Raw genomic sequence first — 20,313 nt, 5'->3', positions numbered from 1 at the left:
GATTCACATGCGTATTCCTGCCTACCTGCTCCTCGCCGGCCTGTTCGCCAGCAGCGGCGCTCTCGCCCACGGCCTGTGGACCGAAGAGCGACGCGGCAACATCGAAGTGGTCTATGGCCACGGTGCCGAAGATAACGCCTTCAAGGCAGAAAAGATCAGCGGCGCCTGGGCCTACGATGTTGCCGGCAAGATGATTCCGGTAACCGTCGAACGCCTGGCCGACCACGCCCGCCTGCAGCCCTTGAAGAAACCCGCCGTGCTCGGTGTGGCGCTGGACAATGGCGCCTGGTCGAAAACCCCCGACGGCAAGTGGGTCAACCAGGGTCGCAGCCAGGTGCCGGACTCCACCGAGTCACTGCACACCTACAAATACAGCCTGGCGATCTACGCCGAAGGCGCCAAGCTCCCCGATCTCAAGGCGCTGAAACTGGTCATCGTTCCGGAGACCGATCCGCTCAAGGTCGGCCCGGGCAAGCCGCTGCCGGTACGCGTGCTGGCCGACGGCAAGCCGCTCGCAGGCGTCGAGCTGGTTGGTGATTACCGTGGCGCGCCGCACCAGGTCAGCGCCAAGACCGATGCCGAGGGCCGCGCTCAGGTCATGGTGCGCAACGAAGGGTTGAACATCATCAGCGCTTCGGTCTACCTGCCGGTGAAGAACGATCCGAACATCGAAAGCCGCGGTCTGTTCACCTCGCTGACTTTCCTCGGCGAACCGCATCACGAGTGATCCCCGCGGAAAGCGCATGAAAAAGCCGGTGGCGCGTGAGCGTCACCGGCTTTTTTGCAACCTGCTGCCTGGCTTACAGGCCTTGCAGGGCGTCCAGCAGAGCCTGATTCTGCTCCGCCGTACCGATGGTGATACGCAGAAACTGAGCGATGCGCTGCTGCTTGAAGTGACGCACGATCACGCCCTGCTCGCGCAATCCTGCCGCCAGACTCGCGGCATCCTTGCCCGGATGACGGGCGAAGACAAAGTTGGCCGCTGACGGCAGTACGTCGAAGCCCAGACCCTGCAAGCCGGCGACCACCACCTCGCGGCTGGCGATCACCTGCTGGCAGGTCTTTTCGAAATAATCACGATCTTCGAACGCTGCTGCCGCACCGGCGATGGCCATGCGATCGAGCGGGTAGGAGTTGAAGCTGTTCTTGATCCGCTCCAGCGCCTCGATCAGATCCGGGTGACCGACCGCGATGCCGACGCGCAGACCGGCCAGCGAACGCGACTTGGACAAGGTCTGGGTGACCAGCAGGTTCGGGTACTTGTCGACCAGAGCGATGGCACTTTGGCCGCCGAAGTCGATATAGGCCTCGTCTACCAGCACCACTGAATCCGGGCTGTTCTGCAGCAGACGCTCGATGGCCTCAAGCGGCAGAAGGCAGCCGGTCGGCGCGTTGGGGTTGGGGAAGATGATGCCGGCGTTCGGCTTGGCGTAATCCTCAACGCGGATCTGGAACTCATCATCCAGCGCCACCTGCTCGAAGTCGATGCCATACAGGCCGCAGTAAACCGGGTAGAAGCTGTAGCTGATATCCGGGAACAGCAGCGGCGCATCGTGCTGGAACAGGCCGTGGAAGGCATGCGCCAGGACTTCGTCGGAACCGTTACCGACGAACACCTGGGCCGGCTGCACGCCGTAGTAATCGGCCACCGCCTGCTTCAGGCGCTCGCCGTTGGGGTCCGGATACAGACGCAGGTCGTCGTTGACCTCGGCCTGCATCGCCGCGATAGCCTTGGGCGACGGGCCATAGGGGTTCTCGTTGGTGTTGAGCTTGACCAGCTTGCTCAGCTTGGGCTGCTCACCCGGCACGTAGGGCACCAGGTCTTTGACGAAGGGGCTCCAGAATTTGCTCATCTGCCCTTCTCTCCTCGAATGCGGTTCGCGTTGCTTTTGTAGGAGCGAGCTTGCTCGCGAAAATGGCGTTCGCGAGCAGAACTCGCTCCTACGCGGTTCGGGTCACTCTTTGATGCGGTACTCGGCGCTGCGTGCGTGCGCGGTCAGCGACTCGCCACGGGCCAGCACCGAAGCACTCTTGCCCAGTTCCGATGCGCCGTCCGGCGAGCAGAAGATGATCGACGAGCGCTTCTGGAAGTCATACACCCCCAGCGGCGAGGAAAAGCGCGCAGTACCGGAAGTGGGCAGCACGTGATTCGGGCCGGCCACGTAGTCGCCCAGGGCTTCTGCGGTGTAGCGGCCCATGAAGATGGCGCCGGCGTGGCGGATCTGCGGCAACCAGGCTTCCGGGTCGGCCACCGACAGCTCCAGGTGCTCCGGCGCGATGTGGTTGGCCACCTTGATGGCCTGGGCCATGTCCGCCACCTGGATCAGCGCGCCACGGCCTTCCAGCGAGGTGCGGATGATCTCGGCCCGCTCCATGGTCGGCAGCAGCTTGGCGATGCTCTCGGCAACCTTGTCGAGGAAAGCGGCATCCGGGCTGACCAGGATCGACTGAGCATCCTCGTCGTGCTCTGCCTGGGAGAACAGGTCCATGGCGATCCAGTCCGGATCGGTCTGGCCGTCGCAGACCACCAGGATTTCCGACGGGCCGGCGATCATGTCGATGCCCACCTTGCCGAACACGTGGCGCTTGGCAGTGGCCACGTAGATATTGCCGGGGCCGACGATCTTGTCCACCGGCGGCACGCTCTCGGTGCCATACGCCAACGCGGCGACGGCCTGGGCGCCACCGATGGTGAAAACGCGGTCGACGCCGGCGATGGCAGCCGCAGCCAGGACGATCTCGTTGATCTCGCCGCGCGGGGTCGGCACCACCATGACCACCTCGGGCACGCCGGCGACCTTGGCAGGAATCGCGTTCATCAACACCGAAGACGGATAGGAGGCTTTGCCGCCCGGCACGTAAAGGCCGGCGCGGTCCAGCGGCGTGACCTTCTGACCCAGCACGGTGCCGTCGGCTTCGGTGTAGCGCCAGGAGTCCTGCTTCTGCTTCTCGTGGTAGCTGCGCACGCGCTCAGCGGCGACCTCGAGGGCCTGGCGCTGCTCGGCGCTGATGCGGGTCAGGGCCAGCTCCAGACGCTCGCGCGGCAGGATCAGGTCGGCCATGGAGGCGACCTCAAGGCCATCGAAACGCTGGGTGTACTCGACCAGAGCGGCATCGCCGCGCTCGCGCACGGCCTGGATGATTTCCAGCACGCGCTGGTTGACGCCATCGTCGGAGACGCTTTCCCAGGACAGCAGATGATCCAGATGACGCGCGAAGTCCGTGTCGGCGGCGTTGAGTCGGCGGATGGCAACGGGTGCGGTCATAGCGAAAGCCTCATTAAATGGCGTTTTTCTCGGGCGCCCGTAATGTAGCAAGCCCACCGTGCGGGCACCCAAGAAAAATGGCTATGACACGGATAGGCTGCCGCGACCAGAGGTCGCGAAAAGAGTCAGCCTTGGTGTCGCGCCTCGACGGCGCCACGCAGGGTTTCGATCAGCGCCTGGATGCGCGCGTGCTGCATTTTCATCGACGCCTTGTTGACGATCAGCCGAGAGCTGATGGTGGCGATCATTTCCTGCGGTTCCAGGCCGTTGGCACGCAGAGTGTTGCCGGTGTCGACCACGTCGATGATCTTGTCGGCCAGGCCCACCAGCGGCGCCAACTCCATCGAGCCGTACAGCTTGATGATATCGACTTGGCGGCCCTGCTCGGCGTAGTAGCGCTTGGCAACGTTGACGAACTTGGTGGCCACACGCAGGCGTCCTTTCGGCTCCGGCGCACCGACCTTGCCGGCGGTCATCAGCTTGCACTTGGCGATCTGCAGATCCAGCGGCTCGTAGATGCCCTGGCCACCGTACTCCATCAGCACGTCCTTGCCTGCCACGCCGAGGTCGGCGGCGCCATGCTCGACATAGGTCGGCACGTCGGTGGCACGCACGATCAACAGGCGCACGTCATCCTGAGTGGTCGGAATGATCAGCTTGCGGCTCTTGTCCGGGTTCTCGGTCGGCTCGATACCGGCAGCCGCCAACAGCGGCAGGGTGTCATCGAGAATGCGGCCTTTGGACAGGGCGATGGTCAGCATGAAACGGTTTCCTTGAGCGGAAGCGGCCGCACCAATCGGTGCGGTCTTACAGCAATGGAGACTTAGCCCGGCACTCGGCGGATCTTGGCACCGAGCAGTTGCAGTTTCTCTTCGATGCACTCGTAGCCACGGTCGATGTGGTAGATGCGGTCGATCAGAGTATCGCCTTCGGCCACCAGCGCAGCCAGCACCAGGCTCGCCGACGCACGCAGGTCGGTCGCCATCACGGGGGCGCCTTTGAGCATCTCGACGCCGGTGACAACAGCCGTGTTGCCTTCGACCAGGATGTTGGCGCCCATGCGCAGCATCTCGTAGACGTGCATGAAGCGGTTTTCGAAAACGGTTTCGATGATGGTGCCAGTGCCTTCGGCCACGGCATTCAGAGCGATGAACTGCGCCTGCATGTCGGTGGGGAACGCCGGGTACGGCGCGGTGCGCAGGTTGACGGCCTTCGGCCGCTTGCCCTTCATGTCCAGCTCGATCCAGTCCGGGCCGGTGGTGATCTCGGCGCCCGCTTCCTGCAGCTTGGCAAGCACGGCCTCCAGGGTCGACGGGTCTGCATCCTTGACCTTGACGCGGCCACCGGTGACGGCAGCGGCGACCAGGTAGGTACCGGTCTCGATACGGTCGGGCATCACGCTGAAGCGCGCGCCATGCAGGCGCTCGACGCCGTCGATGATGATGGTATCGGTGCCGGCACCCTGGATCTTCGCACCCATGGCGATCAGGCAGTTGGCCAGGTCGACCACCTCCGGCTCGCGCGCGGCGTTTTCCAGCACGCTGCGGCCCTTGGCCAGCGTCGCGGCCATCATGATGTTCTCGGTACCGGTCACGCTGACCACGTCGAAGAAGAAGTGCGCGCCGCGCAGGCCGCCTTCCGGCGCCTTGGCCTTGATGTAGCCGCCTTCGACATCGATGATCGCGCCCATCGCCTCGAGGCCGCGGATGTGCAGGTCGACCGGACGTGAACCGATGGCGCAACCGCCCGGCAGCGCCACTTCGGCCTCACCGAAACGGGCGACCATCGGGCCGAGCACCAGGATCGAGGCGCGCATGGTCTTTACCAGCTCGTAAGGTGCAACCAGAGTCTTGATCGCGCGGGCGTCGACTTCCACCGCCAGCTTCTCGTCGATCACCGGCTCGATGCCCATGCGACCGAACAGCTCGATCATGGTGGTGATGTCGTGCAGGTGCGGCAGGTTGCAGATGGTGACGGGAGCGTCGCCCAGCAGGGTGGCAGCCAGAATCGGCAGCGCAGAGTTCTTCGCACCGGAAATGCGGATTTCGCCATCGAGGCGAGCGCCGCCGGTAATGATCAGTTTATCCATAGGAATCTCGTCGCCCGCAGGCTCAGGAACGCGCGGCCCAATCGGCCTGGCTGAAGAATTTCATGGTCACGGCGTGGATGCTGCCACTGGCGATCCAGGCATTGAGATGGGCGTAGATCTGCTGCTGACGCTTGACCGGGCTGAGTGCAGCCAGCTCGTCGCTGATCAGGTTGAGCTGGAAGTTGCAGCCTTCGCCTTCGACTTCCACCTGGGTGTTCGGGAGTTTTTCCTCTAGGAGGCTTTTTACTTCTGCAGCCTGCATGCTCGACCTCGACTGACGCATTCGGGCTACCTACGCCCGCGGGTCGGCCATCATACAAAAAAGCCTCCCGCCTGCGAACCCCGCCAGCAGCGGTGCTGACGGAACGACGGGAAGCGCTTCACGGTTGCAGCGGCAGCAATTCCAGCAGACCGCCGACCTGGGCGATCTCGCGCATGTCCTCGGGCAGCGCACCGATCGACAGCTCACGCCCTGCCTTGCGCGCATCGCGAACGAACGCCAGCAGCAGCGCCAGACCGACGCTGCTGGATTTCTCCACCGCACTGCAGTCGAGCGTCAGCTGCGCGGCGCTGCTGGCGGCGATCAAACGCGCGCCCTGCTCACGCAACTGCGGGCCGGTGCGGTAATCGAGCACACCACTGAGCTGCAGTTGCCCAGCGGCGCGCTCGCTGATGCTCGCCTGACTCACGACTCGCCCCGAGCCTGGCGCGCCCTGGCCACGGTATCGGCCCAGGTGTCGATGACCTTGTCCAGATCGTTGCGGTTGTTCTGCATCGACTGGGCGAACTGGTCGCGGAACAGCTTGCCGACGTTGATGCCATTGATCACCACGTTGCGCAGCTTCCAGGTGCCATCCTGGGAAACCATGGTGTAGGACAGCGGATAGACCACGCCCTTGCCGTCGCGGATTTCCATGCCGACCGACGTGCGCTCGGCGTCCTGCTTGCCGCTGGCCGGCAGTACGCGGATGTCCTGGTTGTTGTATTCGAGCAGGGCGTTGCCATAGAACTGCATCAGGCTGCGCTTGAAGTTCTCCTGGAAGCGGCTCATCTGCTCGGGCGAGGCCTGGCGCGAGTAGCGCACGGTCATCACGCCACGGGAGATGCCATCGACGTCGACCACAGGGCCGAGAATCTCGTTGAGCGACTCATAGAACGCATTGGGATCGCTGCGATAGCGCTCCTTGTTGGCCTTGAGGTCGGCCAGCAGGGTATCGGTGGTCTGCTGCACCACCTCGTGGGCGCTTGGCGCGGCGACGGCTAGCAGCGGCATGGCGGCAAGCAACGCCAGCAGGGAATTACGCACGGTCTTGAACATGTCAGGAGCCCTCATCAATTGGCTTCATCTTTATTGACCGAATTAAGCAGGAATTTGCCAATCAGGTCTTCCAGCACCAGCGAGGACTGCGTGTCGTGGATGGTACTGCCGTCCTTGAGCACCTCCTCGTCACCACCGACGCTGATACCGATGTACTTCTCACCGAGCAGACCTGCAGTCAGGATCGACGCGGTGGAATCCTCGGGCAGGTTATTGACGTTGCCATCGAGCTCCAGGGTCACTCGGCCCATGTAACTGTCGCGATCCAGATCGACGGCAGTGACCTTGCCGATGCTCACGCCGGCCATGGTCACCTTGGCGCGCACGGTCAGCCCGGCGATGTTGTCGAAGTAGGCGTAGACCTTGTAGGTATCGCCTGCACTGCCGACGCTCAGGCCGCTGACGCGCAGGGCCAACAGCAGCAGGGCCAGCACACCGGCCATGAGGAACAGGCCGACACCAATCTCCAGCGTGCGGTTTTGCATCAGAAGTCTCCAAACATCAAAGCGGTCAGAATGAAATCCAGGCCAAGCACGGCCAGCGAGGCATACACCACGGTGCGCGTGGTCGCGCGGCTGATGCCCTCGGAAGTGGGTTCGCAGTCGTAGCCCTGGAACACGGCGATCCAGGTCACCACGAAGGCGAAGACGATGCTCTTGATCACGCCGTTGAGCACATCGTCATAAAAGGAAACACTGTTCTGCATGTTGGACCAGAACGATCCCTCGTAGACGCCCAGCCAGTCCACGGCGACCATCGCCCCGCCCCAGATGCCGACGACGCTGAAGATCATCGCGAGCAGCGGCATCGAGATGAAGCCGGCCCACAGCCGTGGCGCGACGATGTACTTGAGCGGGTCGACACCGATCATCTCCAGGCTGGAGAGCTGCTCGGTCGACTTCATGTTGCCGATCTCGGCGGTCAGCGCCGAACCTGCGCGACCGGCGAACAGCAGCGCAGTGACCACCGGCCCCAGTTCACGCAGCAGGGTCAGGGCGACCATCTGCCCGACCGCCTGCTCGGAGCCATAGCTGACCAGGATGTTGTAGCCCTGCAGGGCCAGCACCATGCCGATGAAAACGCCGGAAACGACGATGATCGCCAGCGACATCACGCCGACCGCGAACAGCTGCTTGATCAACAGTTGCAACGGCTTGCCGGCGCGACTGCGGCCGAACAGCGCGCCGACCAGGAACAGCACCGAGCGCCCCAGCGTCGCGACCACATCGATACCCGCACGACCGAACAGCCGCAGCCGTTCGAGCGGTGAAATTCTACGCATCAACCTCTCCCCAACAGATCTTCGCGGTAGTCCGGCGCTGGAAAATGGAACGGCACCGGGCCGTCCGGAATGCCCTTCATGAACTGACGAATACGCGGATTATCCGACTCCATCAGCTCGGCCGGCGTGCCCTGCCCCAATACTTGAGCGTCACCGACTACGTAGATGTAGTCGGCGATGCTGGCGGTTTCCGCGAGATCGTGAGAGACCACTACACTGGTGATCCCCAGCGCATCGTTGAGCAGACGAATCAGGCGCACCAGCACGCCCATGGCGATGGGGTCCTGGCCGACGAACGGCTCGTCATAAAGCAGAATCTGCGGATCGAGAGCGATAGCGCGGGCCAGCGCCACACGACGTTTCATGCCGCCGGATAGCTCGTCCGGCATCAGTTCCAGCGCGCCGCGCAGGCCAACGGCCTGCAGTTTCATCAGGACGATGTCGCGAATCATCTCTTCCGGAAGCTTGGTGTGCACACGTAGCGGGAACGCCACGTTCTCGAACACGTCGAGATCGGTGAACAGCGCGCCGCTCTGAAACAGCACGCCCATCTGCTTGCGCATGTCGAACAGCTCGTCCCGCGACAGCTTCGGCAGGCTCACGCCCTCGACGCGAACATCGCCTGCGGAGGGGCGCAGCTCGGCGGCGATCAGACGCAACAAGGTAGTCTTGCCGCAGCCGGAGGGGCCCATGATGCCGGTGACCTTACCGCGCGGAATGCGGATGTCGACCTTATCGAAAATCGACCGCGCGCCGCGCTGAAAGCTGACGCCCTGCAACTCGATCACGTACTCGTGCTCGGCGCTCATCTGAACTCCTCGAAAACCAGGCCTTCCTTGCAGACGCCGCCTCCCGATGCCAGGACACGCGCCGGCCAGAGGGGGCCAAAATGGCCGCGAACTATAGCATTTGCCGGACATGCCGCCCAATAGCGCCACAATACGGCGTTCAGACTTGCGACAGCTTCGACATAGGCTGCTTAAAGCAGAGGTGAGCGCAGAAAGCTTTTCCCGTTATAATCCCCGTCTTTTTTCGCCCGACAGCTCAGCCCAATGAACCAGACCCGCGACCTGATCGACTCCGCGCAGCGCACCATTCGCCTCGAACTCGAAGCGGTGCAGGAGCTGTTGCCCCGTATCGATGCCGATTTCATCAAGGCCTGCGAGCTCATTCTGAATTGCAAGGGACGCGTGGTCGTGGTCGGCATGGGCAAGTCCGGGCACATCGGCAACAAGATCGCCGCGACCCTGGCCAGCACCGGCACCACGGCATTCTTCGTCCATCCGGCCGAAGCCAGCCACGGCGACATGGGCATGATCACCAAGGACGACATCGTCCTGGCCCTGTCCAATTCGGGCTCGACCGCCGAGATCGTCACCCTGCTGCCGCTGATCAAGCGCCTCGGCATCCGCCTGATCAGCATGACCGGCAACCCCGACTCGCCCCTGGCCAAAGCCGCCGAGGTTAATCTCGATGCCCGCGTATCGCAGGAAGCCTGCCCGCTGAACCTGGCGCCGACCTCCTCGACCACCGCCAGCCTGGTGCTGGGCGATGCCCTGGCCATCGCCTTGCTGGAAGCGCGCGGTTTCACTGCCGAAGACTTCGCCTTCTCCCATCCGGGCGGCGCCCTTGGCCGTCGCCTGTTGCTCAAGGTGGAAAACGTCATGCACAAGGGCGATGCGCTGCCCTGCGTGCGCCGCGGCACCAGCCTGCGCGACGCGCTACTGGAAATGACCCAGAAAGGCCTGGGCATGACCGTGGTACTGGAAGAAGACGGCCGCCTGGCCGGCATCTTCACCGATGGCGATCTGCGCCGCACCCTGGACAAGGGCATCGACGTACGCCAGGCGTCGATCGACGAGGTCATGACCCCGCACGGCAAGACCGCCCGCGCCGAGATGCTCGCCGCCGAAGCCCTGAAGATCATGGAAGACCACAAGATCAACGCGCTGGTGGTGGTCGACGACCAAGACAAGCCGGTCGGCGCCCTCAACATGCACGACCTGCTGCGCGCCGGAGTAATGTGATGAACGACCTGCTGCAACGCGCCCGCGCCGTCAAACTGGCGATCTTCGACGTCGATGGCGTGCTCACCGACGGCCGCCTGTACTTTCTCGAAGACGGCAGCGAGTTCAAGACCTTCAATACGCTCGACGGTCACGGCATCAAGATGCTGATCAACTCGGGCGTGCGCACCGCCATCATCAGCGGCCGCAAGACCCCGGTAGTGGAGCGCCGCGCCAACAACCTCGGCATCCAGCACCTGTTCCAGGGCCGCGAGGACAAACTCGTGGTGCTCGACGGCCTGCTCGCCGAACTCGGCCTAAGCTATGAAGAAGTTGCCTATCTGGGCGACGACCTGCCGGACCTTCCGGTGATTCGCCGTGTCGGATTGGGCATGGCCGTGGCCAGCGCCGACAGTTTCGTGCGCCAGCATGCCCATGGCGTGACCCAGGCGCGTGGCGGTGACGGTGCGGCGCGGGAATTCTGCGAACTGATCATGCGTGCCCAGGGCACACTGGAAGCGGCCCAGGCCGCCTATCTATAGAGAACAGCATGCCGCGTAAACTTCTCAATACTCTGATCTTCGCGCTGATCGCAGTGGTGGTGGCCGCTCTCGGCTACTGGAACCTCGCGCCGGACAGCGCCCGCGTAGCCCAGCAGAACGGCGATGACAATGTCATCGACTTCTATGTGGTCGGCGCACGCACCGTGCAGTTCCAGGATGACGGCAAACTGCACTACCGCATGACCGCGGACAAGCTCGAACACGTCAAGAGTACCGACATCACCCTGATCGACACGCCCAAGCTGGACCTCTACCGCGGCACCGAATTGCCCTGGAAAGTGACCAGCCAGCGTGCCGAAGTCTCGCCCGGCGGCGTCGAGGTGGAACTGATCGACGACGTGCGCATCGCCCGCACCGATGCCAAGGACCGTCCAACCATCATCACCAGTAGCCGCATGACCGTTATTCCCGACAAGGAATATGCGCAGACCGAGCAAGCCGTTAGAATCGTCGCGGCCAACGGGGTGACCACGGCACAAGGAATGAAAGCGTACTTGAATGACGGCAGGATGCTCCTGCAGTCCAACGTAAGAGGCCAGCATGAGGTTCGTTAATACCCTCCCCCTGATTCTCAGCCTCAGCGCCGCATTGGGAAGCGCGGCTGCCTGGGCACTGCCATCGGATCGCGACCAGCCGATCCGCATCCAGGCCGACAGCGCCGAACTGGATGACAAGCAGGGCGTCGCGGTTTATCGCGGCGACGTGATCATCACCCAGGGCACCCTGAAGATCACCGGCGACACCGTGACCATCACGCAGACCGCCAGTGGCGATATCGACGTCTTCACCTCGGTGGGCAACCTGGCCTATTACGAGCAGAAGCCAGCCGTGGACAAGGACATCGTCAAGGCCTACGGCAAGACCATCCAGTACTTCGCCAGCAACGAGCGCATCGTACTGATCGACCAGGCCAAGGTGATTCAGGAAGGCAATACCTTCGAAGGCGAGAAGATCGTCTATGACACCCGCCGCCAGATCGTCAATGCCGGTCGCGCCACGGGCGGCAACGTCAGCACGCCGCGCCCGCGCATCGACATGGTCATCCAGCCGAAGAACAAACCCGCGGATCAGCAACAGTAATGGCCATTCTCAAAGCCCAACACCTGGCGAAAAGCTACAAGAGCCGCCAGGTCGTGCGTGACGTCAGCTTGAGCATCGAAAGCGGTCAGATCGTCGGCCTGCTCGGCCCCAATGGCGCCGGCAAGACCACCTGCTTCTACATGATCGTCGGCCTGGTGCGCGCCGATCAGGGCCGCGTGCTGATCGACGACCACGACGTCAGCCACCAGCCCATGCACGGCCGCGCGCGCGCCGGCATCGGCTACCTGCCGCAGGAAGCCTCGATCTTCCGCAAACTGTCTGTGGCCGACAACATCATGGCCATTCTGGAAACGCGCAAGGACTTGGACCGCGCCGGGCGGCAGGCGGAACTGGACAGCCTGCTGCAGGAGTTCCATATCCACCACATCGCCGACAGCCTCGGCATGAGCCTGTCCGGTGGCGAGCGACGCCGCGTGGAGATCGCCCGCGCCCTGGCGACCAATCCCAAGTTCATCCTGCTCGACGAACCCTTCGCCGGTGTCGACCCGATTTCGGTGGGCGACATCAAGCAGATCATCCATCACCTCAAGACCAAGGGCATCGGCATCCTCATCACCGATCACAACGTGCGCGAGACCCTGGATATCTGCGAAACCGCTTACATCGTCAATGATGGGCAATTGATCGCCGAAGGTGACGCCGAGACCATCCTCGCCAACCAGACGGTGAAGGAAGTTTATCTGGGCCACGAGTTCCGCCTGTAGCAGGCTGCGTGAAAATACTGCGCCTTCACACTGCCTGTAGATCGCCGCTATTTCGCTACAGAAATATTGCAACCCCTAGGCAAGAACGAGAAATTCAGGCATATAATTTGCTTCCTGGCGGCGCTTCGGCGCCCTGATGTGGAAGGCGTAACTCGCCAGTAAATTAAGGTCTGCAATGAAACCATCGCTAGTCCTCAAGATGGGCCAGCAGCTGACGATGACCCCGCAGCTGCAACAGGCTATCCGCCTCCTCCAACTGTCGACCCTGGACCTGCAACAGGAAATCCAGGAGGCGCTGGAATCCAATCCCATGCTCGAGCGCCAGGAAGATGGCGACGACTTCGACAACAGCGACCCGATGGCTGATGGCGCCGAAAGCGCCGCTCCCGCCCCGAGCAAGGAAGAGAGCTACCAGGAGACCACTCCGACGGTGGATAACCTGGAGGATGGCGAATGGGGCGACCGCATCCCCAACGAGTTGCCAGTCGATACCGCCTGGGAAGACATCTACCAGACCAGCGCCAGCAGCCTGCCCAGCAACGATGATGACGAGTGGGACTTCACCACCCGCACTTCCACCGGCGAGAGCCTGCAGAGCCATCTGCTCTGGCAACTGAACCTGGCCCCCATGTCGGACAAGGACCGGCTGATCGCCGCCACCCTGATCGACTGTATCAACAACGATGGTTATCTCGAGGAAACCCTCGAGGAAGTGACCGAATCCTTCGACCCAGAGCTGGATATCGAGCTGGACGAAGTGGAAGTGGTGCTGCACCGCATCCAGCAGTTCGAACCGGCCGGTATCGGTGCCCGCGACCTGCGCGAATGCCTGCTGCTGCAATTGCGCCAGCTGCCTGCCAATACGAGCTGGCTGAACGAGACCCAGCGCGTCGTCAGCGATTATCTCGAGTTGCTCGGCAGCCGCGATTACGCCCAGCTGATGCGCCGCACCAAGCTCAAGGAAGACGAACTGCGCCAGGTCATCGACCTGATCCAGCGCCTGAATCCGCGCCCGGGGTCGCAGATCGAATCCAGCGAGCCGGAGTACGTCGTTCCGGACGTGATCGTGCGCAAGCACAACGACCGCTGGCTGGTGGAGCTGAACCAGGAAGCCATGCCGCGCCTGCGGGTCAACCCGCAGTATGCCGGCTTCGTCAAACGCGCCGACTCCAGCGCCGACAACACCTTCATGCGCAACCAGCTGCAGGAAGCGCGCTGGTTCATCAAGAGCCTGCAGAGCCGCAACGAGACGCTGATGAAGGTGGCCACGCAGATCGTCGAGCACCAACGCGGCTTTCTCGATTACGGCGACGAGGCGATGAAGCCTCTGGTGCTGCACGACATCGCCGAAGCGGTCGGCATGCACGAGTCGACCATTTCGCGCGTGACCACGCAGAAATTCATGCACACCCCGCGCGGCATTTACGAGCTGAAATATTTCTTCTCCAGCCACGTCAGCACCTCCGAAGGCGGCGAATGCTCGTCCACCGCGATCCGCGCGATCATCAAGAAACTGGTTGCGGCAGAAAACGCGAAAAAGCCGTTGAGTGACAGCAAGATCGCTGGTTTACTGGAGGCACAAGGCATCCAAGTCGCCCGTCGGACGGTCGCCAAGTATCGCGAGTCCCTCGGTATCGCGCCCTCCAGTGAGCGCAAGCGACTGATGTAGGCCAGATCGACTGAAGGCCCAGGGTCTTCAGGCCAGAGTGTTCCGGCGGCGGGTCGAACCAGACCCGTCTCTTACACAAGGCAACAAGGAGAAAGCGGTATGCAAGTCAACATCAGTGGACATCAGCTGGATGTGACCGACGCCCTGCGTGACTATATCGGCGAGAAACTGGGCCGACTGGAACGCCACTTCGACAAGATCACCAACGTTCAGGTGACCATGGAGGTCGAGAAACTCAAGCAGAAGATCGAAGCCACCCTGCATGTCGCCGGCGGCGAAGTCGTCGCCAATGCCGAACATCAGGACATGTACGCTGCCATCGACCTGTTGGCCGACAAACTCGACCGTCAACTCATCAAGCACAAGGAAAAGCAGCTCGAGCGTCTGCAAGGCGCCACGGCCCGCTAACATTCCCCATCCATGATCCGACTTGAAAACATCCTGACCCCCGGCCGTTCCCTGGTGAACGTGCCGGGCGGCAGTAAGAAACGCGTGCTCGAACAGATCGCCAACCTGGTTGCCCGCGACCTGCCCGACCTGGATGCCCAGGACATCTTCGAAAGCCTTATCGCCCGCGAGAAGCTCGGTTCCACCGGCTTCGGCAACGGCATTGCCATTCCCCACTGCCGCCTGGCCGGCTGCAGTGCACCGATCAGCGCCGTGTTGCACCTCGACACCGCGGTCGACTTCGACGCCATCGACGGCGTGCCGGTCGATCTGCTGTTCGTCCTGCTGGTGCCGGAAGCGGCAACCGACGCGCACCTCGAACTGCTGCGCCAGATCGCCAGCATGCTCGATCGCCAGGAAGTACGCGAACGTCTGCGCCAGGCCAACAGCGGCGAAGATCTCTATCAGGTCGTGGTGGACATTCAGAACGGTCAATGACATGCGCCTGATCATCGTCAGCGGTCGCTCCGGCTCGGGCAAGAGCACCGCCCTCGATGTACTTGAGGACAACGGTTTCTATTGCATCGACAACCTGCCGGCCGGCCTGCTGCCCGACCTCGCCGAGCGCTTCCTGCCACACAGCGATATGCTGCTGCCGCAGGTGGCCGTTTCCATCGATGCACGCAACCTGCTGAGCCAGCTCAAGCGCTTCCCGGAGCTGCTCGAAGAAGTACGCCAGCGCAACATCCGCTGCGACGTGCTCTACCTCGACGCCGAAGACGAGACGCTGCTCAAACGCTTCTCGGAAACCCGCAGACGCCACCCGCTGACCAACGACAACCGCTCGCTGGGCGAGGCCATCGCCTACGAAAGTCAGCTGCTGGCACCGATCACCGATCGCGCCGATCTGAAGATCGATACCACGAGGCTGAACCTCTATCAGCTGCGCGATACGCTCAAGCTGCGCCTGCTCGGCCAGACGCAGACCGGCACCGCCTTTCTCGTCGAGTCCTTCGGTTTCAAGCGTGGCATGCCGGTCGACGCCGATCTGGTGTTCGATGCACGCTGCCTGCCCAACCCTTACTGGAAGCCTGAGCTGCGCGACTATTCCGGCCTGGATCAACCAGTGGTCGACTACCTGGCGGCGCAACCGGAGGTCGAGGAGATGTATCAGGACATTCTCGCCTACCTGGAAAAATGGCTGCCGCGCTTCGCCGCCAGCAACCGCGCGTACGTCACCATCGCCATTGGTTGCACCGGTGGTCACCACCGCTCGGTGTATCTGGCCAACCGCCTGAGCCAGGCACTCAAAGACTCGCTGAAGAACGTCCAGGTGCGCCACCGCGACCTCAGCTAAGGAGCCATGCCGCGATGCCCGCACGTGAAATCACCATCATCAACAAGCTCGGCCTGCACGCCCGCGCCGCGGCGAAGTTCGTCGGCGTGGCGAGCACCTACCCCTGCCAGGTGCGAATCGGCCGTAGCGCCGAAAGCCTGGTGGACGGCAAGAGCATCATGGCAGTGATGATGCTGGCTGCGGGCAAGGGCACCTGTGTGCACCTGCATACCGAAGGCGAGCAGGACCAGCAGGCCATGGACGCTCTGGTCGGCCTCATCGAAAACTACTTCGACGAAGGCGAATGAGGCGCACCGAGACCGCCTCAAGCCAGCGCCGTATCCATCACCATCATTACGCAGAAGCCCGCCGTCAGCGCCAGGCTGGCATCGCCACGGTGCCCGTTACCGTGCGACTCGGGGATGATTTCGTGAATGACCGCGAACAGCATGGCGCCAGCGGCAAGCGCCAACCCCCAAGGCAACAGCACCTGCGAGACACTGACCAGCCATGCGCAGAGTACCGCGAACAGCGGTTCGACCAATCCGGACGCGGCACCGATCAGTACCGCCTTGCCGCGACTCACTCCCGCACTGGCCAGCACCAAAGCGACGATTAGCCCTTCGGGGACGTTCTGCAGGGCAATGCCGATCGCCAGGCCACCGGCGCCAGCCAGTCCGGCTCCCGCAGCGACTCCGACAGCCATGCCTTCCGGCACGTTGTGCAACATGATGGCAATCACGAACAGCAGCGCGCCCGGTCCCGGCCCCGCCTGTGGATCAGACAGGTAACGCCGTTCCTCGAGCAGCTTACCCAGGCCCAGCAGTGCTGCGGCGCCCAGCAGCAGGCCGATGCTGGCCATGACGCCCGCCCCCCAAGGCGTAAATCCCTGCTCCGCCGCCACGTCCAATGCCGGGGTGAGCAGGGAGAACACTGTCGCTGCCAGCATGACGCCGCCGCCGAAACCGAGCAGGCTGTCGCGCCAGCGCTGCGACAGCTCGCCCATGAACAGCACCGGCAAGGCGCCCAGCGCTGTCCCCGTTGCACACAGCAGGCCAGCCTGCATCGCTCGCATGAGTTGCGGCTGCACGCTCTGGTCGATCAGCGCGGCCGACTGAACGAAGAGCAACAACCCACCGCAAAACAGGATGGCACCACCGAGCAAATAACGCAGAACTCGGCCATTGAGGCTGGGAAGGGAAGTCAGCGGGGCTCGCATCACCTGGGATATCCGTACATTCAACTCAGGGCCTGCCGGTATCGACGCGCCACTTCACGCCAGTCGATGACGTTGTAGAAGGCCCCGATGTACTCCGGCCGGCGATTTTGATAGCGCAGGTAGTAAGCGTGCTCCCACACATCCAGCCCGAGGATCGGAGTGTTGCCATGCATCAAGGGGCTGTCCTGGTTGGCGCTGCTTTCTACCACGAGTTTTTTCTCCGACGTCACGCTGAGCCATGCCCAGCCACTGCCAAACCGGCTCAGAGCGGCCTTGGTAAAGGCGTCCTGGAACGCCGTGAAGCCGCCCAGCTCGGCATCGATCGCTGTCGCCAGCTCACCGTCGGGCTTACCCCCACCAGAAGGCGACATGACCGTCCAGAACAGTGTGTGGTTGGCATGTCCCCCACCCTGGTTGATCAATGCGGCGTGCAGGTTCTGCGGTAATTCCTTCCAGCGGCTCAGCAGCTCTTCCACCGGCTCTTGTGCATAGGACGTCCCTTCCAGGGCCGCGTTCAGATTGTTGATGTAGGTCTGGTGGTGTTTGACGTGATGAATTTCCATGGTCTGCGCATCGATATGCGGTTCCAGGGCATCGTAAGCGTATGGCAGTGCGGGCAGGCTATAGGGCATGGACGATCTCCTTCAGTGATAGTGGCGGCCTTGGCTGGCCGGATTGACCGACTGGCGCTGCCAGGCATGGCGCTGCGAAGCGCCCAGCAAACGATCGGTGCGAGGGAAGGCGCCGTGCTCGCCGATGAACTGCAACAGCTCGACGTAGGTGCGGCGGCTGTGGTGCAGGGCGACTTCGCGCAGAGCCTGCGGCTGCTGGCTGTCGGCCAGGGTCTGCAACAGGCGCTCATGACTGGCGCAGAGGTTTTCCGCAGCCTCCTCCGGCTGTCCCAGCGCCAAATGCAAATCGGCCAGGTTGTGATGGGAAATTACGAAGGCTGCCACCGCCATGTTGTGATCAGGCCAGCGCCCGAACATCACCTGAGCCTCGGCCAACGCCTGCAGATAGAGTTCGCGGGCCGTGACCCAGTCGCCTTCGCTGAAACAGCGGTTGCCGGTTTCGATGATGGTTTTCCAGTGCTCCATGACAGACCTCCTGGTAAGAACCCGTCCACGACTTACCGGCCCGGCTGCACGCTGTCTGGCCGAGCGGGCACGTGAGCAGTTTCCGGGACGAAAGCGACTCAGAGGCCGCCTTCAGTGAGTTTTTCCGGGTTGAGCAGCTGCTCGAGCTGCACTCGCGACAGGTCGGTATGTTCCAGCGCCACCTCGATGATCGGCCGTCCCTCGCGGTAGGCCTACTTGGCGACTTCGGCGGCCTTGAGGTAACCGATGATCGGGTTCAGCGCCGTCACCAGAATCGGGTTGCGATCCAGTGCTTCCTTGAGCTTGGGCTGGTTGACCTTGAAGCTGGAAATGGCCCGATCAGCCAGCAGACGACTGGCGTTGGTCAGCAACTGAATGCTGTAGAGCAGATTGTCGGCAATCAGCGGCAGCATGACGTTGAGTTCGAAATTGCCGGACTGGCCGGCGATGGCGATGGCCGAGTCGTTGCCGATCACCTGCGCCGACACCATGGCTACCGCCTCGGGTATCACCGGATTGACCTTGCCGGGCATGATCGAGGAGCCGGGCTGGAGGGCTTCCAGCTCGATTTCCGCCAGTCCGGCCAGCGGCCCCGAGTTCATCCAGCGCAGATCGTTGGCGATCTTCATCAGCGATACGGCGGTAGTCTTGAGCTGGCCGGATACGGCCACGGCCGTGTCCTGCGAGCCGATCAGCGCGAAGAAGTTGTTGCCGGAGGTGAAATCAACCCCCGTCAGGCGGCCCAACTCCAGGCAGAACTGCTCGGCGAAACGAGGATGTGCATTGACGCCCGTACCGACCGCGGTGCCACCCTGGGCCAGCGCCTGCACGCTGGGCTGCAATGCCCGCAGGTGCTCGACATTGGCCTGAATTTGCTGCCCCCAGCCGTCCAGCACCTGACTCATGCGCACCGGCATGGCATCCATCAGATGCGTGCGCCCGGTTTTGATGTACGGCTGAACCTCCAGGGATTTTTCGCACAGCACCTTGAGCAGGTGGCCGAGCGCCGGGAGCAGACGTTCATGCAGTTCGATGGCTGCGCTGACATGGATGGTCGTGGGGATGATGTCGTTGCTGCTCTGGCCGCAATTGACGTGATCGTTGGCACTGACGCTATCGCCAAGGATGCGACTTGCCAGGGTGGCGATCACCTCGTTGGCGTTCATGTTGGAGCTGGTACCGGAGCCGGTCTGGAACACGTCCACCGGAAAATGCGCCATGAAATCGCCGTCGAGCAACTGCTGACAGGCACCCACAATGGCATCGCCCATCAGCGGATCGAGTTGCTGCAACTCGACGTTGGCCCGCGCTGCAGCGGCCTTGGCCAGGATCAGTGCACGAATGAAGGGCCCCGGCATGCGCTGCCCTGAAACCGGAAAATTATTCACCGCACGCTGGGTCTGCGCACCGTAGAGCGCCGCGCTCGGCACCTCCAGCTCGCCCATGCTGTCACGTTCGATGCGGGTGCCGCTGAGGGTTTCACTCATAAGGATGTCCTTTTGCCGATTCGGTGAAAGAGAGGGAGGGTTCCAGGCGCAGCGTTGCCAGGCGATTGAGCAGCATGCCCAGGCTGCGCTGACGCGCGGGATCGAGTGCCTGCTGCTGCATCACGCGCAACGGCCGGTAGGCGCGATCCAGGCAAAGGGAGCGCCAGTGCCAGGGCAACGCCGGGTCGCAGGCGGTGTCGAGCAAGAGTTCGAGCGTGATGCGCGAGACGCGCCAGGCATCCAGCAGGCCGCGCTCCACCAGCTGCCGACCATGCCATTCGTGGAAATCGAGCAGGCGCGGCTCATCGGGCCGCAGGGCGCAGCGCACGAGAAAACCCTGCCAACGCCAGCAGTTCGGACAAGGCGTGAAAAAGGGATAGAACATGGACACCCACCCAATCAATTAATGATATTAATTCTCTTTTGAGAAAAATAATCAATACATAGAATGTGTGGGCTTTCATGTGCAAGGCGACCCGCCGCTCAAGCGGGATCGTCAATGGCAGAACGTGCGCGGCCGGTCGGGCCGCGCATCAGCGGCTGTCAGCTACCAGCGACGGTCATCTTCTCGATCAGCACCGAGCCGGTGCAGATATTGCCGCGCCGCTCCAGATCGCGACCGACCGCGACGATCTGGCGGAACATGTCGCGCAGGTTGCCGGCGATGGTCACTTCCTGCACCGGGAACTGGATCTCGCCGTTCTCCACCCAGAAGCCCGCCGCACCACGGGAATAGTCGCCAGTGACCAGATTCAGGCCCTGGCCCATCAGCTCGGTCACCAGCAGGCC

At 62.8% G+C, this 20,313-nt stretch carries 26 protein-coding genes and 1 pseudogene; 11 read left to right on the top strand and 16 right to left on the bottom strand.

Going from position 1 to position 20,313, the window contains the following annotated elements:
- The first annotated feature begins 7 nt into the window (after positions 1-7).
- Entirely contained in the window at positions 8-727 is a 720-nt protein-coding gene (locus B2U07_RS19560; protein ID WP_296277563.1) for a DUF4198 domain-containing protein, read from the top strand.
- Between the two features lie 73 nt (positions 728-800).
- Here B2U07_RS19560 and hisC read toward each other — a convergent pair whose 3' ends face one another.
- From hisC to B2U07_RS19510, 10 genes are all read right to left on the bottom strand, one after another.
- On the bottom strand, positions 801-1,853 hold the full coding sequence (hisC, locus tag B2U07_RS19555; RefSeq protein ID WP_275547029.1) for a histidinol-phosphate transaminase: 1,053 nt from the start codon (positions 1,851-1,853) through the stop codon (positions 801-803).
- Between the two features lie 102 nt (positions 1,854-1,955).
- A complete protein-coding gene (gene hisD / locus B2U07_RS19550) occupies positions 1,956-3,266 on the bottom strand; it encodes a histidinol dehydrogenase (protein ID WP_275547028.1) in 1,311 nt (436 codons plus the stop codon).
- 125 nt (positions 3,267-3,391) lie between these two features.
- Positions 3,392-4,027 carry an ATP phosphoribosyltransferase gene (hisG, locus tag B2U07_RS19545; RefSeq protein WP_061240588.1) on the bottom strand — a complete coding sequence of 212 codons (636 nt, stop codon included), beginning with the start codon at positions 4,025-4,027 and terminating at the stop codon, positions 3,392-3,394.
- Between the two features lie 62 nt (positions 4,028-4,089).
- A complete protein-coding gene (gene murA, locus B2U07_RS19540; protein ID WP_197857537.1) occupies positions 4,090-5,355 on the bottom strand; it encodes a UDP-N-acetylglucosamine 1-carboxyvinyltransferase in 1,266 nt (421 codons plus the stop codon).
- A 22-nt stretch (positions 5,356-5,377) separates the two neighbouring features.
- The gene (locus tag B2U07_RS19535) at positions 5,378-5,617 is read right to left on the bottom strand and encodes a BolA family protein (RefSeq protein ID WP_197857538.1); all 240 of its coding nucleotides are present in this window, start codon (positions 5,615-5,617) and stop codon (positions 5,378-5,380) included.
- Between the two features lie 118 nt (positions 5,618-5,735).
- Positions 5,736-6,044 carry an STAS domain-containing protein gene (locus B2U07_RS19530; RefSeq protein WP_296277562.1) on the bottom strand — a complete coding sequence of 103 codons (309 nt, stop codon included), beginning with the start codon at positions 6,042-6,044 and terminating at the stop codon, positions 5,736-5,738.
- Positions 6,041-6,673: an MlaC/ttg2D family ABC transporter substrate-binding protein gene (locus tag B2U07_RS19525; RefSeq protein ID WP_275547025.1), complete on the bottom strand. Its 633-nt coding sequence runs from the start codon at positions 6,671-6,673 to the stop codon at positions 6,041-6,043. The genes B2U07_RS19530 and B2U07_RS19525 overlap by 4 nt, the downstream gene beginning before the upstream one ends.
- Before the next feature lie 14 nt (positions 6,674-6,687).
- Complete coding sequence (mlaD, locus tag B2U07_RS19520; protein WP_197857541.1) at positions 6,688-7,158, bottom strand: outer membrane lipid asymmetry maintenance protein MlaD; 471 nt, start codon at positions 7,156-7,158, stop codon at positions 6,688-6,690.
- The gene (gene mlaE, locus B2U07_RS19515) at positions 7,158-7,955 is read right to left on the bottom strand and encodes a lipid asymmetry maintenance ABC transporter permease subunit MlaE (RefSeq protein ID WP_197857542.1); all 798 of its coding nucleotides are present in this window, start codon (positions 7,953-7,955) and stop codon (positions 7,158-7,160) included. Before mlaE ends, mlaD begins: the two co-directional genes overlap by 1 nt.
- On the bottom strand, positions 7,955-8,764 hold the full coding sequence (locus tag B2U07_RS19510; protein WP_296277560.1) for an ABC transporter ATP-binding protein: 810 nt from the start codon (positions 8,762-8,764) through the stop codon (positions 7,955-7,957). Before B2U07_RS19510 ends, mlaE begins: the two co-directional genes overlap by 1 nt.
- A 243-nt stretch (positions 8,765-9,007) precedes the next feature.
- Here B2U07_RS19510 and B2U07_RS19505 point away from each other — a divergent pair, with 243 nt between their 5' ends.
- The 10 genes from B2U07_RS19505 (at position 9,008) to B2U07_RS19460 (ending at position 16,029) form a co-directional block, all read left to right on the top strand.
- Positions 9,008-9,982 (top strand): KpsF/GutQ family sugar-phosphate isomerase, encoded by a 975-nt coding sequence (locus B2U07_RS19505; protein WP_197857551.1) that lies wholly within the window; start codon positions 9,008-9,010, stop codon positions 9,980-9,982.
- Positions 9,982-10,503 carry a KdsC family phosphatase gene (locus tag B2U07_RS19500; RefSeq protein ID WP_197857552.1) on the top strand — a complete coding sequence of 174 codons (522 nt, stop codon included), beginning with the start codon at positions 9,982-9,984 and terminating at the stop codon, positions 10,501-10,503. The genes B2U07_RS19505 and B2U07_RS19500 overlap by 1 nt, the downstream gene beginning before the upstream one ends.
- Positions 10,504-10,511: 8 nt before the next feature.
- Positions 10,512-11,078, top strand: coding sequence for an LPS export ABC transporter periplasmic protein LptC (gene lptC, locus B2U07_RS19495; protein WP_197857554.1), 567 nt, complete (start codon positions 10,512-10,514; stop codon positions 11,076-11,078).
- Positions 11,065-11,604: a lipopolysaccharide transport periplasmic protein LptA gene (gene lptA, locus B2U07_RS19490; RefSeq protein WP_197857562.1), complete on the top strand. Its 540-nt coding sequence runs from the start codon at positions 11,065-11,067 to the stop codon at positions 11,602-11,604. The genes lptC and lptA overlap by 14 nt, the downstream gene beginning before the upstream one ends.
- Positions 11,604-12,329, top strand: a complete 726-nt coding sequence (lptB, locus tag B2U07_RS19485) for an LPS export ABC transporter ATP-binding protein (protein WP_197857563.1) — start codon at positions 11,604-11,606, stop codon at positions 12,327-12,329. Before lptA ends, lptB begins: the two co-directional genes overlap by 1 nt.
- A gap of 175 nt (positions 12,330-12,504) precedes the next feature.
- A complete protein-coding gene (locus tag B2U07_RS19480) occupies positions 12,505-13,998 on the top strand; it encodes an RNA polymerase factor sigma-54 (RefSeq protein ID WP_275547022.1) in 1,494 nt (497 codons plus the stop codon).
- Between the two features lie 99 nt (positions 13,999-14,097).
- Entirely contained in the window at positions 14,098-14,406 is a 309-nt protein-coding gene (hpf, locus tag B2U07_RS19475; protein ID WP_003242873.1) for a ribosome hibernation-promoting factor, HPF/YfiA family, read from the top strand.
- A 12-nt stretch (positions 14,407-14,418) separates the two neighbouring features.
- Positions 14,419-14,883 carry a PTS IIA-like nitrogen regulatory protein PtsN gene (gene ptsN / locus B2U07_RS19470; RefSeq protein ID WP_197857565.1) on the top strand — a complete coding sequence of 155 codons (465 nt, stop codon included), beginning with the start codon at positions 14,419-14,421 and terminating at the stop codon, positions 14,881-14,883.
- A gap of 1 nt (position 14,884) precedes the next feature.
- Positions 14,885-15,742, top strand: coding sequence for an RNase adapter RapZ (rapZ, locus tag B2U07_RS19465; protein WP_296277557.1), 858 nt, complete (start codon positions 14,885-14,887; stop codon positions 15,740-15,742).
- Positions 15,743-15,756: 14 nt separating this feature from the next.
- Positions 15,757-16,029 carry an HPr family phosphocarrier protein gene (locus B2U07_RS19460; RefSeq protein WP_197857567.1) on the top strand — a complete coding sequence of 91 codons (273 nt, stop codon included), beginning with the start codon at positions 15,757-15,759 and terminating at the stop codon, positions 16,027-16,029.
- A gap of 17 nt (positions 16,030-16,046) precedes the next feature.
- Here B2U07_RS19460 and B2U07_RS19455 read toward each other — a convergent pair whose 3' ends face one another.
- The 6 genes and pseudogenes from B2U07_RS19455 to B2U07_RS19430 form a co-directional block, all read right to left on the bottom strand.
- Positions 16,047-16,940: a ZIP family metal transporter gene (locus B2U07_RS19455; protein ID WP_197857621.1), complete on the bottom strand. Its 894-nt coding sequence runs from the start codon at positions 16,938-16,940 to the stop codon at positions 16,047-16,049.
- 20 nt (positions 16,941-16,960) lie between these two features.
- Positions 16,961-17,572: a superoxide dismutase gene (locus B2U07_RS19450; protein WP_275547020.1), complete on the bottom strand. Its 612-nt coding sequence runs from the start codon at positions 17,570-17,572 to the stop codon at positions 16,961-16,963.
- Between the two features lie 12 nt (positions 17,573-17,584).
- Positions 17,585-18,037: a tetratricopeptide repeat protein gene (locus B2U07_RS19445; RefSeq protein ID WP_275547019.1), complete on the bottom strand. Its 453-nt coding sequence runs from the start codon at positions 18,035-18,037 to the stop codon at positions 17,585-17,587.
- A 98-nt stretch (positions 18,038-18,135) separates the two neighbouring features.
- A pseudogene (locus tag B2U07_RS19440) lies at positions 18,136-19,524 on the bottom strand (class II fumarate hydratase).
- Positions 19,517-19,909 (bottom strand): FagA protein, encoded by a 393-nt coding sequence (locus tag B2U07_RS19435; protein WP_275547017.1) that lies wholly within the window; start codon positions 19,907-19,909, stop codon positions 19,517-19,519. Before B2U07_RS19435 ends, B2U07_RS19440 begins: the two are co-directional and overlap by 8 nt.
- A 158-nt stretch (positions 19,910-20,067) precedes the next feature.
- Positions 20,068-20,313, bottom strand: a 246-nt coding sequence (locus B2U07_RS19430) for a metallopeptidase TldD-related protein (RefSeq protein ID WP_296277555.1), incomplete at its 5' end; no start/stop codon positions are given.

The organism is Pseudomonas sp. UBA7530 (assembly GCF_002479365.1).
GTDB lineage: Bacteria > Pseudomonadota > Gammaproteobacteria > Pseudomonadales > Pseudomonadaceae > Aquipseudomonas.
Note: the sequence above shows the minus strand (reverse complement) of the source record. Positions and strands in the feature narration are given on the sequence as shown.